Raw genomic sequence first — 17,011 nt, 5'->3', positions numbered from 1 at the left:
CGATGTCGCACAGGCAACCGAGAATATCTGCGCGGCAAGCAAGCGGCCGGATCCTGCACAAGAATTGGGACCGGGGTGGCACCCTCGATGAGCCCGGACCAACCCGGTCGAACACACTGGCCGGGCAGGTGCGCCGACAGCGAAGGGTATCGCCGGCGCGGTGGGGGTGGCGGGTGAAGTGGACTGTCGCTATCAGCGTGGCGATGGCGTGGCGGGATCCGGCAGCGCGCGTTGATAGCGCTCGATCAGAGTGCGCAGGGCCGCGGCCAATTCCGGTGAATCGACGATCTCGAAGTCGGCGTCGAGCATGCCCAGGTAGAGGGCGAGTTGTTGCGGATTGTCCGATCCGGGTTCGAAGGCGCAGTGGTCGTCGCCGAGGGTTTCGATGTCGACCTGGATCGGGAGTCGTTGCCGCACATACGATGCCGGGGCGTGCACGATCACGCGGGCACGGAATCGCCAGACCGCCTCTCCCACAGCGCGTTCCTCGCGGGCGGCGAGATCGGTGTCGGCCGGCACGGGGCGCGGGGTGAAGCGCGAGCCGCTGGGTGTGTGCGGGCGGATGCGGTCGACTCGGAAGGTGCGCCAATCGTTCCGGTCCAGATCCCCTTCCGCATCGATATCCCGCAGGCCGAGCTGGAGTACCTGCACGATCGTCTCGCGCATGCCCGCTGGGCGGCCTCGCTCCCCGGTGTGGGCTGGGAGCGCGGTATCCCGGTGGCCGATCTGAAGGAGCTCGCCGACTATTGGCGTACCGAATTCGATTGGCGCGCACAGGAAGCCGCGCTCAATGCCTTCCCACAGTTCACCACGGAGATCGACGGTCAGCAGATGCATTTCCTGCATGTGCGCTCGAGTCGGCCCGATGCCATCCCGCTGCTGATCACCCATGGTTTCCCGAGTTCGGTCGCGGAGTTCATGCACCTCATCGCGCCGCTCACCGAACCGGAGCAGGGTCCCGCCTTCCATGTGGTCGCGCCATCGCTTCCGGGTTACGCCTTCTCCACTCCCTGTCCGCTACCGGCTGGTCCATGGGCCGGACCTCGCGCGCCTGGATCGAATTGATGAACCGCCTCGGTTACCCGCGATACGGCGTGCACGGCGGCGATATCGGTGCCGGTGTATCCGGTTTGGTCGCCGGGCTCGATCCCGAACATGTGCTCGGCGTCCATGTGGTCACCGATCCGATGACCGCCGCCAATGTGGCGACCTTCCTGCCCGGAATGGCCGACGGTCTCGATGCCGATGATCCGATCGACAAGCTGGTCCTGGAGCGCATGGACGCCTTCCGTCGCGAGGGTTCGGGCTATCTGGCCATCCAGAATTCGCGCCCGCAGACCATCGGCTACGGCCTGACGGATTCGCCGCTGCTGCAATTGGCTTGGATCGCAGAGAAGTTCGAGCAATGGACAGATCTGCCGATCGACCGCGATCAACTACTGACGACGGTCAGCCTGTACTGGTTCGCCGGTTCGGGAGCAACCGCCGCGCACACTCTCTACGAGCAGTCGCACTCCATGGAATGGGGTGCCGATCCGATCGCACCGCAGGGCTTCGCCATCTTCGGCGCGGATGAGACGGTCCGCCGGGTTGTCCCCGCCCCGGCCGACGCGCACTGGACCGAATTCGAACGCGGCCTGCACTTCCCCGCCATGGAATCCCCCGCCGACCTGGCCCGAGATCTGCAATCGTGCTTCGACCCGCTGCGGTGACACGCCACCGGGCGCGCGGCGGTCGCACCCCGCCACGCGCCCGGATCTGCATTACGCTGATTCTCATCGCGCCCCGGCAATGCCGCCGCGGCCTTTTCGCACTCCCCGCCCCACCACTCGGATGGACGTCTCGGAGGTTTGCCGATAATGAACCAGCTCGCCGATCCGCCGCCGGTGCTCTCCGAGCATCCCATGCTCCGCCCGCTGGCTCCCGTACCCTCCTCGGGCCACATCTTCGACTTCCCCGGCCGGGTCGGCACCGTCGATATGGATGAGAATCAGGGCCTGCGCGTAGACGGCATAGCCCGCCATATCCAAGAGGCGGGCGTAGACCATCTGGTCCATTGCGGTGCCCTGGAATCCCACCCGCACTGGATAGTCCGCCGCACCGTAATCGATGTCATCCGCCCCATCACCTGGCCCGCGAAACTCCGCACGCGCCGCTGGTGTTCGGGCATCTCCCCCCGCTGGTGCACCATGCGCGTGCGCATCGACTCCGAATCCGGCGGTCTCATAGAGACCGAAGGCTTCTGGATCCACATGAACAAGCAGACAATGAGCCCGTCGCGAGTCGACGACAAATTCTTCGAATTGATGTGCACCACAACCACGGAACAACGCCTCCGCTGGCAGCAGTGGCTCACCGACCCTCTCCCGCCGGTCCCGCCCACCCGTTTCCCCTTGCGCCGCACCGATATCGACCACTTCCAGCACGTCACCAATACGGCCTACTGGCACGCCGTACACGAGTTCACCACCGACGCAACAGATCTCACCGCCACCGCGCACCGCTTCATCCTCGAATACAACAAACCCATCCGCCACGGCGAACCCCTGGACATCCACCCGTACCGCACCCCCGAAGCCCAAAGCCTCTGGTTCACCGTCGACGGCGACCTCCGCGCCGTAGCCCAACTCCGTTCCCTCCCTTGATCCTTTCGCAACAACCTGCCGAGCGGAGGTGACGTCGACTCCACGCAGAGTCGACGTCAGATCCGTCGCACTCGATGACTAGGCTCCGAATTCGCTCCAGCCTGCGAATAGATCGATAGACGCCTGCAACGCCCGCACCCCACTCGTTGCCGGCCCGATGGATCGACGCAAATTGACATTCATCATCGCCAGCATCTTGAGAGCATCTGCCACATTTCCAACCGCCTGCTGAACTTCCAGAAGATCATCCGGTATTTCGAAACCACTGAACAGTTGCGCCTGAATCAAGCGCCCCTCCTCAGAGTCCATCGATGCAATCTCCTCAACCATAAGCCGCAACTGAGCATCTATTTTGGAGAACTCCTCCTGGAGCTTACCTGACGAATTGGAGAATTCGTGCGCAGGTTCCTCGATCGATTCCGCCAATTCGAGCAAGGCGACACGCTGTCGCTGCACCGACAACGCTTTGAAATCCGCGCCCAATACCGTTGAAATCAACGTTCCCAAGGCCGTGAAGTCCTGTGTAACCACCGGAAATTGGGCGGTCAGGGCGTCGATCTTCTCCAAGAGCTCGAGGACATCCACGCCCGAATCGGCAAAACGAGATTCAGCAGCGCCACGGCGATCAGATTCACTGTACTGCTCAATAGTCGTCTTCTCGCGCCGGGCCAGCGTCTCCTCAGACCGTTCCAACGCTTGATTCAGGTCGGCGACCATGCGCTTCATCTCGGAATTCCATTCCCTGGATTCAAATCCCTCCATGAACGCGTTCTCGATCAGCCTACAATTCAGCGACATCGCCTTCTTCGAAACTTCTGAAGCATTTTCATCCGCCAATTTGCCCATTCCAGAAAGAACAACAGGGGCAATCAATTCAGAAACACCCAACTGCCTCGCGTTGCTATGGAATGCGAGGAATTCATCCAAGCAATTCTGACTGTGGAAGTATCTTGCCGTGAGTATCGGAATGAAGAACATTGCCCTCTCAATGCTCTCCGACACCTTCCCGCGCCAGTCATCTCCCCATCCAATATCGTCACGATCGACGAAAATATCTAGCTTGCGGCCGGTTTCAGCTTCAAACCGCCCCGATAGATCACTCTTCAATCTGTCGACAACACCGTTGAATGCAGAATTGTCATCCCGCCTATAGCTGATAAAACACCGCACCGGCGGCAACTCGAACTCTATTCCCATGCAGAAACTCTAGAGCGCGTACATGACGCCAGCGGCTACCGATCAACAATTTAGGCGATACCGGGTATTAAACCGACTGCCCCCATGGCGATATCCGGCAGATCCGTATCCCGGTCCGTCGGCAACCATCAACACCCCATCTGGCGATCGACGCGCCGCCGTCCGGAACATATGGTGTGCTCATGAGGATTCGACCGTGGCGGCGGGTGTATCTGGCGGCCGAATACGCAGCGCTGTTCTTCGGTGGGGCGACTGCCTACAACGCGGTATTGCGCGGAAAGCCGCCCATCCCAGCGCTTCTCGCGCTGGCGGCGGGGGTCACGGTGTATCTGCGTCGGTCCGCCGATTTCGATCGGGCGGCGCTGTGGCGCGCGGAAGCTTTGCGCGGCCAGTCCCGGTCGATGGCGGCGCTGGCGGGGGCGAGTGCGCTCGCCCTCACGGCGGGCGTCGCTGTCCGGCATCGCGAGGATCTGTTCGATCTGCCGCGCCGCAATCCGGGCATCTGGCTCGCCGTGCTGGTGCTGTACCCGGCGCTGAGCGTCTACCCGCAGGAGTTGATCTTCCGATCGTTCCTATTCCACCGTTACGCACCGGTTTTCGGTGCGGGTCCGGGCCTGGTGGCCGCCAGTGCGGCGGCTTTCGGCTATGTGCACATCGTGTTCGGCAGCTGGTTCTCGGTCGCCGCCAGCGGTGTCGGCGGCTGGATTTTCGCCACCCGCTACCTTCGAACCCAGTCCTTGTTCACCGCGTCGGTGGAGCATTCGGTGTACGGAATCCTCATTTTCACCGTCGGACTGGGCCGCTACTTCTATCACGGAGCCGCACCGGCGGCCCGCGTTCAACTCAACGGGCGAGGATGAGGCCGCGCAGATCGTCCTGGGTCAGACCCACCAGGGAATCCCGAAAAGTGCGGCCGGGAGCCTCGGGAACCGCTATCTCACAGGGGATTACCAGTACGGTGCAGCCCGCGAGCGCGGCGGCTTCCGCGCCGGTCGGCGAATCCTCAATGGCCACAGTGTGTTCCGGTGCGACACCGAGGAGCTCGGCGGCCCGTAGGTAGACATCCGGTGACGGCTTCCCGTGCGGCACTTCATCAGCGCACACCGTGGCACCGAAGTGGTGGCGTCCCAGGGTGTCCAGACCGTATTCGGTCAGTGATCGCTTGGTATTGGTGACCAGCGCCATCGGGATTCCGTCCGCGTGCAGGTCGGCGAGCACATCCTGTGCGCCGGGCCGCCACGGCACCGGATCCTGGAACAGTTCGATAATGCGGCGTTCGATCCACTCCCCGGCCTCGTCGAGCGCGGCGGGCGTGGGTTCGATCCCGAGCCCGGAGAACATGATGTGCAACGCATTCGGGCCGGACGCGCCGATGAGCGCGTGCCGCATCGCATCGTCCATCTCATGACCGAGCTCGCCCGCGAGTTCCCGCACCGCGATATCCCAGAGCTTCTCCGAGTCGAGCAGGGTCCCGTCCATATCCCACAACACCGCGTCCAAACGCGTCACCGGAACCACCACTCCTGTCATCCACTCCCACTGGCGCTCGCGGAGGCGAGGCGCCGTTCAGGGTATCGGGCCGCCTCGACCGGGGCGCGAGGCGGCGCGACAGGTCACAGCCCGGAGGCCGCGATCACAAGCTTCCCGCTGGACGAGTCGACCTGAATCCACCGGCTCTCGCTATTGATCTGACCGTTCTTCATTGTGTAGGTCAGATTCACCACGGCCCGATTCTCGCCATTGGGTGTGACCCCGCCGACGCTGACCGAGGCGATACTCCCCCAGAACTGCGAGTACGAACCGAACCCACCGGTCTGCGCCTGATAGCTGGGCGACAGCATGCCCCACGCACCACCGACATTGCTCGGCAGCATTCCGTAGTAGCCCTGAATGAACGAGGCGACCGAGGCCGCCGACGGCGGACCCGCGGGGGTTGTGGTCGGTGGCACGGTGGTGGTCGTACTCGGCTTGGCGGGAGTGGTCGTCGTACTACCGGTCGGCGCGGGGGTGGTGGTCGGCGCGTGCGTGGACGCCTGCCCGCCGTGACCGGGTTCGGTATTGCCCTCCGCGGGTCCGACGGCCTGCGAGGTCGCCGCATCGGACGGATTCACCGGCGCCACAACCGAAGTCGTACCCGCGGCGACCGGAGATCCACCACCGGAATTGCGACTGACCGCGTAGGCCACCACCACCGCGAGCACGAGCGCACCGACGACTCCCAGCGCGACCAGCGCGAGCGACCGCCGATTCCCGTCCTTACCGACAAGTTCGGCCGAGGTCCCGGGCGGCACCGGCGTCGCCGGCGAGGTGGTACGGGCGGACGGCTTGCTCATGGAGATATGCACGGTCTCATCGGTGGAGTTCCCCGCCGACTGCCCGGTCCGAGAGGTGGACAGCACCGTCGTCGCCGCCGAACTATCCACGGGGGCATCACTTTTCACCGCGGGCAGCACCTTGGTGGCCTGAATCGGCGCGGTGGCCCGCCCGTCCGCGACCGCCTGCAGCCGTTCGGTGGCCTGCTCCATGGTCGGCCGGTCCGCCGCCTCGGCGGCCAGCAGATCCATCAGCACCGGCCCGAGCGCGCCCGCGTGCCGGGGCTCGGGCACCTGCGCCCGCGCCACCGAATGCAGTACGGCGAGCGGATTATCCCCCTCACCGAACGGCGGCAGCCCCTCGACGGCCGCGTAAAGCGTTGAGCCCAAAGCGAATACATCCGACGACGGCTCCGGATTCTCGCCCCGCGCCACCTCCGGTGACAGATAGGCGGGCGTCCCGGCGAGGAATCCGGTGGAGGTCACCGTCACATCCCCGATGGCCCGGGAGATGCCGAAGTCGGTGATCTTCACCGTCCCGTCATCGGCGACCAGGATATTGGCGGGCTTCACATCCCGGTGCACGATCCCGGCCTTGTGCGCGGCCGCCAGCGCCGCCGCCACCTTGGCCCCGATGCGGGCCACCTCGGTGGGCGCGAGATTGCCCTTCTCCCGCATGAGCGCCGCCAGCGAGACGGCGTCCACGTACTCCATGACCAGCCAGGGCTGTCCGTCCTCCTCGGCCACGTCGAAGACGGTGACCGCATTGGGATGATGCAGTCGTGCCGCGATGCGCCCCTCCCGCATCGCCCGCATCTTGGCCTCGATCGCCTGCGACCGGGTGAGCCCCGGCCCGAGCAGCAATTGCTTGACCGCGACGGTGCGCCGCAGCCGAACATCGGTCGCGCGCCACACGACCCCCATCGCACCGGTGCCGATCGGTTCCGTTAGTCGGTACCGCCCCGTAATCAGCCGGTCTGAAGTCATGTGGTTGTGCCCCTCCTGCTGGCTTTCGCGCCGAGCCACCCTGCAACGTTGCGCGACAAGCCCGCCGGTACCTTCGTTGAGAATCTTAGGCGTTGAAGTACTTTGCCTCCGGGTGCAGCAGCACGAACGCATCCGTGGACTGCTCCGGATGCAATTGCAGCTCCTCCGACAGCTCTACTCCGATCCGGCCCGCATCCAGCAGGTCAACGAGTTTCGCGCGGTCTTCCAGGTTCGGGCAGGCACCGTATCCGAACGAGTACCGAGCGCCACGGTAGCCGAGATTGAAGTATTCGAGTACATCGGTGGGATCGGATTCGGCGACCGAATGCCCTTCCAGCACAAGTTCTTCCCGGATTCGGCGATGCCAGAACTCCGCGAGCGCCTCGGTGAGCTGCACGCCGATACCGTGTACCTCCAGGTAGTCCCGGTAATTGTCACCCGCGAACAGCACATTCGCGAAGTCGGCGATGGGCTGCCCCATGGTTACCAGCTGGAACGGCAGCACATCGACCTGACCGGTCTGCACCGCGAGTTCGCGGGAGCGGATGAAGTCGGCGATATTGAGGAACCGGTCGCGCTGCTGACGCGGGAAAGTGAACCGATACCGTTCCGGCGCATCGGGTTTCGGCTCGGTGAGAACAATCACATCATCGCCCTCGGAGACGGCCGGGAAGTAGCCGTACACCACCGCGGCATGCTGCAGCACGCCCTCGGCGATCAACCGGTCCAGCCAATACCGCAGGCGCGGACGGCCTTCGGTCTCCACCAGCTCCTCATAGGAGGGTCCTTCACCGCCACGCTGACCGCGCAGACCCCACTGCCCCAGGAACAGCGCACGCTCATCGAGCAGGCCCGAGTACTCGCCGACCGACAGGCCCTTCACGATGCGGGTGCCCCAGAACGGCGGCGTCGGCACCGGCAGATCCGAGGCCACATTCGAGCGCGCGGGCACCTCGACCGGCACCTCTTTGGCCTTGCGTTCGGCGGCGATGCGCTTGGAGCGTTCATGCCGGGCCTTGCGCTCGGCGACCTTGGCCGCCTCGGCGAGAGCCTCCGGGCTGTCCGGATCGGGTCCGCCGCCACGCTTGCGGGTCATGATCTCGTCCATCAGGTGCAGGCCCTCGAAAGCGTCACGCGCGTAGTGCACATCGCCCTCGTAGACCTCGGTGAGATCGTTCTCGACGTATCCGCGGGTGAGCGCGGCACCGCCGAGGAGCACCGGGAACTGTTGCGCGACACCGCGCGTGTTCATCTCCGCGAGGTTCTCCTTCATGATCACGGTCGACTTGACCAGCAGACCGGACATGCCGACGACATCGGCCTTCTTGTCCACCGCGGCATCCAGGATCGCCGAGATCGGCTGCTTGATACCGAGATTCACGACCTCGTAGCCATTGTTGGACAGGATGATGTCGACCAGGTTCTTGCCGATATCGTGCACGTCACCCTTGACCGTGGCCAGCACGATGCGACCCTTACCGGAGTCGTCGGTGGCCTCCATATGCGGTTCCAGGTGCGCCACAGCGGTCTTCATCACCTCGGCGGACTGCAGCACGAACGGCAGCTGCATCTGCCCGGAGCCGAACAGCTCACCGACGGTCTTCATACCCGACAGCAGCGTCTCATTGATGATCTGAAGCGGCGGAACCTCTTTCATGGCCTCGTCGAGGTCCGCCTCCAGGCCGTTGCGTTCGCCGTCGACAATGCGGCGGGCCAGCCGCTCGAACAGCGGCAGCTGCGCCATTTCCTCGGCGCGTGAAGCCTTGGACGAGGCCGTCGAGACGCCCTCGAACATGGCCATGAGCTCTTGCAGCGGGTCGTAGTCCTCGGTCCGGCGGTCGTACACCAGATCCAGGGCGACCTTGCGCTGCTCCTCCGGAATCCGCGCCATGGGCAGGATCTTGGAGGCGTGCACGATCGCCGAATCCAGTCCGGCCTCGACACATTCGTTCATGAACACCGAGTTCACCACTTGGCGCGCGGCCGCGTTCAAACCGAACGAGATATTCGAAAGACCCAGTGTGGTCTGCACATTCGGGTGCTTGCTCTTCAAAAGCCGGATGGCCTCGATGGTTTCGAGGCCATCCCTGCGGGACTCCTCCTGACCGGTACCCAGCGTGAAGGTCAGCGTGTCGATCATGATGTCCGACTCGGCCAAGCCCCAGTTCTCGGTGATGTCCTCGATCAACCGCTCGGCAATGGCGACCTTGGTCTCGGCGGTACGCGCCTGACCCTCCTCGTCGATGGTCAAAGCCACCACGGCCGCACCGTGTTCGGCGACCAGCGCCATGGTCTGCTGGAACCGCGACTCCGGCCCCGCACCGTCCTCATAGTTCACCGAGTTGACCGCGCAGCGTCCACCCAGCTGCTCCAAACCCGCACGCAGCACCGGCAATTCGGTGGAGTCCAGCATGATCGGCAGTGTCGAGGCCGTCGCCAGCCGCGAGGCCAGCTCGTTCATATCGACCGCGCCGTCGCGACCCACATAGTCCACGCACAGGTCCAGCATGTGCGCGCCGTCGCGAATCTGGTCCTTGGCGATATCGAGGCACTTCTGCCAATCCTGCGCCAGCATGGCGTCCCGGAATGCCTTGGAGCCGTTGGCATTGGTGCGCTCACCGATCATCAGCACCGAGGCGTCCTGCTCGAACGGCACCTGGCTGTAGATCGAGGACACCGACGGCTCGTGCACCGGATTACGCACCGCCGGCGTGGTGGCCCGCACCGCCTCGGCGACCTGCCGAATGTGCTCGGGCGTGGTGCCACAGCAGCCACCGACCAATGCGAGCCCGAACTCGGACACGAAGCCGCTCAACGCGATTGCGAGTTCCTCGGGCGTCAACGGGTACTCCGCGCCGTGCGCGCCCAGCACCGGCAGGCCGGCGTTCGGCATGACCGACACCGGCAACTGCGCGTGCTTGGACAGATGGCGCAGATGCTCGCTCATCTCGTCCGGCCCTGTGGCGCAGTTCAATCCGATCATGTCGATGCCGAGGTTCTCCAGCGCAGTCAGCGCCGCACCGATCTCGGAGCCGACCAACATGGTGCCGGTGGTCTCCACCGTCACGTGCGTAATGATCGGAATCTTGCGACCCACCCGCGCCATGGCGTGGTGACTGCCGACGATCGCCGACTTCACCTGCAACAGGTCCTGGCAGGTTTCGATGAGAATGGCGTCCGCGCCACCCTCGAGCATGCCCAGCGCGGCTTCGGCGTAGGCATCACGCAGCGAGGCATACGGGGCATGACCCAGGGTCGGGAGTTTGGTACCCGGACCCATCGACCCGAGCACATACCGCGGAGTCCCATCCGCGGACGGCCCCATCTCATCGGCGACCTGACGTGCGATGCGGGTTCCGCGCTCGGACAGATCGCGAATCCGATCGGAGATGTCGTAGTCGGCGAGGTTCGGCAGATTGCAGCCGAAGGTGTTGGTCTCGACCGCGTCCGCGCCCGCCTCGAAATAGGCGCGGTGAATGCTCGCGAGCACGTCAGGGCGGGTTTCGTTCAGAATCTCATTGCAGCCCTCGAGGCCGCGGAAATCGTCGAGAGTCAGATCGGCGGCCTGCAGCATGGTGCCCATCGCACCGTCGCCGATGACGACACGCCGACTGAGCGTGTCGAGTAGGGTGGTGTCGAACTCGGCGCGGGGGGACACAGACATGTTCTCAAGAGTAGTGGGAGCCGGGGACAATCTCGGCCTGGGTCCAGCCCGAGAGCTGCGTGACCCGCGTGCCGCACGGCGGGTCGGCCGTCATAGGAGTGCTCCCCGAGCACATCCGCACCACCTACCTACGCCCCGTCGACCAGCGCGGTTGCGCGTCGCTGACGCGTCCGAGTGCCCTACCCCCTAAGCTGACCGGGTGAACGCCAGTGAACCCCCGGTGCCACCCGATTCGGACCTGCCTACGCTGCGGGATCCGATCCTCGTCGCCGCTTTCGAAGGCTGGAACGACGCGGCGGATGCGGCGAGCGGAGCCGTCGAACATCTGGAATTGATCTGGGACGCACAGCCGCTCGCCGAGCTGGACTCCGAGGACTACTACGACTACCAGGTGAACCGGCCCACCGTGCGCCAGGTCGACGGTGTGACCCGGGAAATCCATTGGCCATCCACGATGCTCTCGGTGTGCTCGCCCCCCGGCAGTGATCGCGATGTGGTGCTGCTGCGCGGCGTCGAGCCGAATATGCGGTGGCGTTCGTTCTGCAATGACCTGCTCGAATTCGTGGAGCAGCTCGATGTTTCGACGGTGGTGATCCTCGGCGCATTACTGGCCGACACCCCGCATACGCGGCCTGTTCCGGTCACCGGTACGGCCTATAGCAAGGAAGCCGCGGAGCGCTTCAACCTGGAGCAGACCCGCTACGAGGGACCGACCGGAATTACCGGAGTGCTGCAGGATGCCTGCGTGCGCGCGGGTGTTCCGGCCATTTCCTTCTGGGCCGCGGTGCCGCACTATGTCTCACAGCCGCCCAATCCCAAGGCGGTCATCGCCCTGCTGCATCGGGTCGAGGATGTCCTCGATGTCGAGGTTCCGCTCGGTGGCCTGCCCGAACAGGCCGAGGAGTGGGAGGGCGCGGTCAATGAGATGACCACCGGTGATGAGGAGATCGCCGAGTACGTCCGCTCGCTCGAGGAGCGCGGCGATGCCGAGGTGGATCTCAATGAGGCCATGGCCAAGATCGACGGCGATGCCATCGCGGCCGAATTCGAGAAGTACCTGCGCAGGCGTGGCCGGGGCGGATTCGGTCTCTAGCCGTCAACTTTCGGTTCATCAGGGAGTCGCTACCGGGAGGTAAGCCTAACCTCTCTAGAATGTCCCGAATGAGCTCGCCACGGATTGCCGCGCACCTGAACGCATTCGGCGACCGTTCAGCAGTCATCGGTGACCGGGATCACGAGCTCAGCTATGCGCAACTGGCGGCGCTCGTCTGTGATTTCGCGAACAAGCTCGGGACGGAACGGGTTTCGGAGACCCGCGATGGCGAATTCTCGGCAACCGAGCCGGGGCCGGTGCGGCGCCTCGTCGCACTGGCCGCCCGCAATGACATCGGTTCGCTGGTGGCATATCTCGGAGCGCTCGAAGCGGGGTGCGCGGTACTGCTCACCGGTTCGGTCAGTGACGAAATGCTGCGGGTGTACGACCCCGATATCGTCATCGAATCCGATGACAGCGCAATCGAGCCGGGGCCCGATTCGCTCGGTATCCCCGAACCACGGTGGCGGCGAACCGGTTCCGCGCACACCCTGCATCCGGAGCTGGCGCTGCTGCTGAGCACCTCGGGCTCGACCGGATCGCCCAAACTGGTGCGACTGTCCTACCGGAATCTGCTGGCGAACGCGGAATCCATCGCCGAGTACCTCGATATCCAGGAGACCGATCGCGCCGCCACCACCCTGCCGCTGTTCTACTGCTACGGCCTGTCGGTCGTGCACAGCTATCTGCTGCGCGGTGCGAGCCTGCTCATGACAAGCCGCTCGGTGCTCGAACCGGAGTTCTGGGACGACTTCCGAACTCATCGGGCAACCTCTTTCGCGGCCGTGCCGTACACCTTCGACCTCCTCGAACGCGTCGGTTTCGAGCGAATGTCATTGCCGCACTTGCGTTATATCACCCAGGCGGGCGGCAAATTGTCCGCCGATCAGGTGCGGCACCATGCCCGCGCCGGTGAGCGCGCGGGCTGGCGCTTCTATGTCATGTACGGGCAGACCGAGGCCACCGCGCGGATGGCGTACCTGCCACCGCGACTGGCCACCCGACATCCCGACTGCATCGGAATCCCGGTTCCCGGTGGATCTTTCAGCCTGGAACCGGTCGAGGAGGGCGGCACCGAACTCGTCTACCACGGCCCGAATGTGATGATGGGCTACGCCGAATCGCCCGCCGATCTGACACTCGGGCCGCGGCTCACCGAACTGCGCACCGGGGATCTGGCCTGCCGCACCGAGGACGGCCTGTACAAGGTGATCGGCCGCCGGTCCCGGTTCGCCAAGATCTTCGGTCTCCGAATCGACCTGCAGCGCATCGAATCCGGATTGGCGGCGGCGGGTTATTCGGTCTGCTGCACCGATGACGCGGAGACGCTGGTCGTCGCGGTGGCGGGTGAGGACTCCACTGCCGCCGCACAACTCGCGGCGCAATTGTCCGGTCTGCCGGTCTCTGCCGTACGGGTCTGTACCGTCGCGGAGATTCCACGACTGCCCTCCGGAAAACCGGACTATCCGACTATTCGTCGCTTACCGGTCGCTCCCAGCGCTCCGTCGGCGAATGTGCGGACGCTCTTCGCGGAGGCACTCGGACTCGCCACGGCCGCAATCACTCCCGAGAGCACCTTCGCCGATCTCGGCGGCGATTCGCTCACCTATGTGGCGCTGTCGGTGAAACTCGATCGGGCGCTCGGGCAACTTCCGGCGAATTGGCAGACCATGACGGTGGCCGAACTGGAGTCACTCCCCCGGCGTAAACGCCGTTTCGGACGCTCGCTCGATACCACGAGTCTGCTGCGCGCCATCGGCATCATCACCGTATTGGGTTCACATATAGGACTTTTCGTACTTTGGGGTGGTGCGCATGTGATGCTGGCCGTCGCCGGATTCAATTTCGCCCGCTTCGGCGTGACGCCGGCCCCTGCCGCGCAACGGTTTCGAAAGACCCTGCGTACGGTCGCGCTGATTGCCGTACCGACCGCCCTGTGGGTCGCGCTCACCCTGCCGTTCAGCAACTATTACCGCTGGCAGAATGTCCTGTTGCTCAATAAGATTCTCGGCCCGCAGAACAGTCCCACCGCCGGTCACCTGTGGTTCGTCGAGGTAGCGGTCTACTTCATGCTCGCGGGTGCGCTACTGCTGCGACTACCCCTGGCCGATGCGCTCGAGCGCCGCGCACCCTTCTGGTTCGCCATGGCGGTGCTCGCGGGCGCGCTCGTCTTCCGCTACTGGTCATTCGATCTCTATGCGCCGCACGATATTCCGTTCTCGCCGCTGGCGGTGTGGTTCTTCGTCCTGGGCTGGGCGGCGGCCAAGGCCAGGACAGTGCGGCAGCGCGCGCTGATCACCGCGATCGCATTGCTCACCGTGCCCGGCTATTTCGGCGAATCCAGCCGTGAGCATCTGGTCCTGGCGGGCCTGCTGCTGCTGATCTGGGTGCCGTCGGTGCGCGTGCCCGCGCTCGTCGCCGGTACGACCGCGCTGTTGGCGGAGGCGTCGCTCTTCGCGTATCTGCTGCATTGGCAGGTGTATCCGCTGTTCGGTGCACACCACATGCTTGCGCTATTCGCCTCGGTCGCAGCCGGAATCGCGGCCGCGCAGCTACTGGCCGTGGCCAGGCGCTTCACCAGCGAGCGAATTTCGTTGCGGAACCGACCGGTTCGCCGAACGCGGGATTCAGTGCTCGACGGACAGGATCTCGGCCTCCGCTTCATGGGCCAGTTTCGCGATCAGCAAATCGCGTGGAATCGTCTGGCCGGCAAGATGATCGAGTGACGGCACCACCACATGGTGTGCATCGGCACGCTTGAGTTCGGCAGTCAACTCCGCGAACGCGGTGCCGTCGCCGGGGGTCGATTCATGGAACGTGGCGGCGAAGCAGAAACCCGCTGATTGCGCCAGGCTGGTCATAGCGTCCTCGAGCTCTTCGCTACGGCCGTCGGCCAAATCGTCACGCACGTACCCATAGATCAACGCTTCCACCCGAACCTCCGTTGGATTGGGGATCGCTGTCCTGAAGTGTGCCCGACATAAGCATGGCGTTCTCGCGGATGCAATTGCAGATGTCAACCTACTGACATCCACATGCCCTATCCGGGTCCACCAAGCGTTAACCAGTGGGATACTACAGAGCGTGTCCGCTGGCGATGATCGACCTGTCTGGGCTGTCCGAATGCGCGCCGAACGCGATGCTCGGGGGTGGTCACAAGCCGACGCCGTGCGCGTCATGCGGGGTAAGTCGAGCCACAATCTGCCAACCGACAGCACACTTCTGCGCAACTGGCGGCGCTGGGAATCCGGGGAGTCCCGGCCCGACGATTTCTACGCCCCCATAATCGCCGCGGCATTCGACACCGTCACGGCGGCGTTCTTTCCCAAGGCCCGGCCCAATCGCGATGACGAGTTGCTCTCTGCCACAGGGATGGACACCCTCGAATTCATCGGGCGGCTGCGCATGTCCGATGTCTCCTCGGCGACCCTGGACGCCATTCGTATTACCGCGGACCGGCTCTGCTCGGAGTATCCGTGCGCGGATCCGCATGAGCTGCACTCCGAGGGCACGGCGTGGCTGCGCCGCATCACCTCGCTCTTGGATGGACGACTCACGCTGGGGCAGCATCGGGAAGTGCTCGTGCTCGCGGGATGGGTTGCGCTGCTGGTCGGTTGCGTGGATTACGACCTGGGTTGGCGGACCGCGGCCGAGGCCACTCGCCGGGCCGCCCTGTCGCTGGGGCAGGAGGCCGAACATGCCGAAATCATCGGCTGGGGTGCGGAAATGGCTGCCTGGTTCGCCCTGACCCAGGGGAACTATCGGGGAGCCATCGAGACCGCCGAGGCCGCGCACTCGGATACCGGGCACCTCGGCGTCGGGGTGCAGCTGTGTGCCCAGCGGGCCAAAGCCTGGGCCCGGCTGGGCGACCGGCGTCAGGTGGAAGCCGCACTCGCCCAGGGGCGTTCAATACTGGACAGATTGGACCATCCGGCCAATTTGGACAATCACTTCGTGGTCGACCCGCAGAAACTCGACTTCTACGCAATGGACTGCTGCCGTGTCGCCGGGGACGATCGCCTCGCCGAAAGCTATGCGCGGCAGGTCATCCTGTCCGCCACATGCCCCGATGGAACCGTTCGCAAACCCATGCGGGTCTCCGAGGCACATCTGACGCTCGCGGTTGTCGCGGTGCGCGATCGCAATCTGGAGCTCGCCCTCGACGAGGGTATGCGCGCCTTCACCGGCAAGCGGCGTTCACTCCCCTCGCTCATGTGGATTGCCGGGGAGACCGCGCGCGAGATGATCCAGCGCTTCCCCAGCGATCCGCGCACCCGCACCTACCTCGATCAGCTGCGCGCCCTCGCGGCGGGCTGAACCCGTTCCGGTTACGCTCGCGCCCATGGACTTCAGTCTGTGGACCTGCGCTCTTCGCGGGCATGAGACCTATGCGCCCGATGAACCCGAGTTGGCCGCGCGCCTGCATGTGACAACGCCCGCCGGGGAGTCGTGGCGTTGCCTGCGGTGCGGTGATTTCGCACCGGGTGAGCCGCGCGGGTACGGCCCCGCGGACAATGCGCCCGAGGTGCCGCGCGGGCATCTGCTGCGCGACCGCATCATCATGCGACTGCTCGCCGCCGAGCGCGTGATTCGCGCGCTGGTGCTGATTCTGGTGGGTGCGGGTGTGCTCAAACTCCGTGGCTCACAGGAGCATTGGCGGTCCAAGTGGGGTGAGGAGCTGCCATTGATCCGGCAGCTGGCCGATCAGATCGGCTGGGATCCGGATCATTCCAAGATCGTGCACTGGATCGATACCGCCTTCACGCTCTCCCCGACGGTGCTGGTGTGGGTGGCGGTGGGCATATTCGCCTATGCCACAATCCAAATCGTCGAGGCCGTGGGACTGTGGCTGGTCAAGCGCTGGGGCGAATACTTCGCGGTCATCGCCACCAGCCTCTTCCTGCCCTTCGAGATCTACGAGCTGACCGAGAAGGTGACGGTATTGCGCGCGGGCGCGCTGCTGATCAATCTCGCGGCCGTCATCTGGCTGCTCTGGAGCAAGCGACTCTTCGGCATCAATGGTGGCGCGAAGGCGTACTACGCCGAACACCACACCGAAAGCCTGCTGACCGTGGAGCGTTCGGCCGTGGCGGCCGAAGCCGCCACCTGAGTA

At 64.7% G+C, this 17,011-nt stretch carries 14 protein-coding genes; 8 read left to right on the top strand and 6 right to left on the bottom strand.

Annotation, left to right across the window (positions count from 1 at the left end; genetic code table 11):
- Nucleotides 1-192 precede the first annotated feature (192 nt).
- Complete coding sequence (locus GFY24_RS41960) at nucleotides 193-666, bottom strand: YafY family protein (RefSeq protein ID WP_228566274.1); 474 nt, start codon at nucleotides 664-666, stop codon at nucleotides 193-195.
- Here GFY24_RS41960 and GFY24_RS41955 point away from each other — a divergent pair.
- The 3 genes from GFY24_RS41955 (at nucleotide 553) to GFY24_RS13795 (ending at nucleotide 2,645) form a co-directional block, all read left to right on the top strand.
- Nucleotides 553-1,065 carry an epoxide hydrolase gene (locus tag GFY24_RS41955; RefSeq protein WP_309230822.1) on the top strand — a complete coding sequence of 171 codons (513 nt, stop codon included), beginning with the start codon at nucleotides 553-555 and terminating at the stop codon, nucleotides 1,063-1,065. The genes GFY24_RS41960 and GFY24_RS41955 overlap by 114 nt on opposite strands.
- Nucleotides 1,065-1,712, top strand: coding sequence for a hypothetical protein (locus GFY24_RS41950; RefSeq protein ID WP_228566273.1), 648 nt, complete (start codon nucleotides 1,065-1,067; stop codon nucleotides 1,710-1,712). The genes GFY24_RS41955 and GFY24_RS41950 overlap by 1 nt, the downstream gene beginning before the upstream one ends.
- Before the next feature lie 147 nt (nucleotides 1,713-1,859).
- Entirely contained in the window at nucleotides 1,860-2,645 is a 786-nt protein-coding gene (locus GFY24_RS13795) for an acyl-[acyl-carrier-protein] thioesterase (RefSeq protein ID WP_153805414.1), read from the top strand.
- A 78-nt stretch (nucleotides 2,646-2,723) separates the two neighbouring features.
- On the opposite strand, the gene GFY24_RS13790 is transcribed toward GFY24_RS13795, so the two are convergent.
- Nucleotides 2,724-3,842, bottom strand: coding sequence for a toll/interleukin-1 receptor domain-containing protein (locus GFY24_RS13790; protein WP_153805413.1), 1,119 nt, complete (start codon nucleotides 3,840-3,842; stop codon nucleotides 2,724-2,726).
- 182 nt (nucleotides 3,843-4,024) lie between these two features.
- On the opposite strand from GFY24_RS13790, the gene GFY24_RS13785 reads away from it, so the two are divergent.
- Nucleotides 4,025-4,702, top strand: coding sequence for a CPBP family intramembrane glutamic endopeptidase (locus tag GFY24_RS13785; RefSeq protein ID WP_153805412.1), 678 nt, complete (start codon nucleotides 4,025-4,027; stop codon nucleotides 4,700-4,702).
- Here the strand turns inward: GFY24_RS13785 and GFY24_RS13780 are convergent.
- The 3 genes from GFY24_RS13780 to metH all read right to left on the bottom strand — a co-directional run bounded on the left by GFY24_RS13780 (nucleotide 4,686) and on the right by metH (nucleotide 10,805).
- A complete protein-coding gene (locus GFY24_RS13780; protein ID WP_153805411.1) occupies nucleotides 4,686-5,372 on the bottom strand; it encodes an HAD family phosphatase in 687 nt (228 codons plus the stop codon). The genes GFY24_RS13785 and GFY24_RS13780 overlap by 17 nt on opposite strands.
- 83 nt (nucleotides 5,373-5,455) lie before the next feature.
- Nucleotides 5,456-7,141 (bottom strand): serine/threonine-protein kinase, encoded by a 1,686-nt coding sequence (locus tag GFY24_RS13775; protein WP_153805410.1) that lies wholly within the window; start codon nucleotides 7,139-7,141, stop codon nucleotides 5,456-5,458.
- Nucleotides 7,142-7,226: 85 nt separating this feature from the next.
- Nucleotides 7,227-10,805: a methionine synthase gene (gene metH, locus GFY24_RS13770; protein WP_153805409.1), complete on the bottom strand. Its 3,579-nt coding sequence runs from the start codon at nucleotides 10,803-10,805 to the stop codon at nucleotides 7,227-7,229.
- Nucleotides 10,806-11,004: 199 nt separating this feature from the next.
- On the opposite strand from metH, the gene GFY24_RS13765 reads away from it, so the two are divergent.
- On the top strand, nucleotides 11,005-11,898 hold the full coding sequence (locus GFY24_RS13765; protein ID WP_309230821.1) for a PAC2 family protein: 894 nt from the start codon (nucleotides 11,005-11,007) through the stop codon (nucleotides 11,896-11,898).
- Between the two features lie 68 nt (nucleotides 11,899-11,966).
- Nucleotides 11,967-14,624 (top strand): AMP-binding protein, encoded by a 2,658-nt coding sequence (locus GFY24_RS13760; protein ID WP_153805408.1) that lies wholly within the window; start codon nucleotides 11,967-11,969, stop codon nucleotides 14,622-14,624.
- Here the strand turns inward: GFY24_RS13760 and GFY24_RS13755 are convergent.
- Nucleotides 14,526-14,831, bottom strand: coding sequence for a hypothetical protein (locus tag GFY24_RS13755; protein WP_309230820.1), 306 nt, complete (start codon nucleotides 14,829-14,831; stop codon nucleotides 14,526-14,528). The two genes, GFY24_RS13760 and GFY24_RS13755, sit on opposite strands and share 99 nt — an antisense overlap.
- 151 nt (nucleotides 14,832-14,982) lie before the next feature.
- Between GFY24_RS13755 and GFY24_RS13750 the strand changes: the two genes are divergently transcribed.
- Together GFY24_RS13750 and GFY24_RS13745 are read left to right on the top strand one after the other, a co-directional pair.
- Nucleotides 14,983-16,215 carry an XRE family transcriptional regulator gene (locus GFY24_RS13750; RefSeq protein ID WP_309230819.1) on the top strand — a complete coding sequence of 411 codons (1,233 nt, stop codon included), beginning with the start codon at nucleotides 14,983-14,985 and terminating at the stop codon, nucleotides 16,213-16,215.
- Between the two features lie 25 nt (nucleotides 16,216-16,240).
- Nucleotides 16,241-17,008 (top strand): DUF2127 domain-containing protein, encoded by a 768-nt coding sequence (locus GFY24_RS13745; RefSeq protein ID WP_153805407.1) that lies wholly within the window; start codon nucleotides 16,241-16,243, stop codon nucleotides 17,006-17,008.
- Nucleotides 17,009-17,011: the final 3 nt, after the last annotated feature.

This window comes from Nocardia sp. SYP-A9097 (assembly GCF_009649815.1).
Taxonomy (GTDB): domain Bacteria; phylum Actinomycetota; class Actinomycetes; order Mycobacteriales; family Mycobacteriaceae; genus Nocardia.
This window is presented reverse-complemented; position numbering and strand designations above follow the sequence as displayed.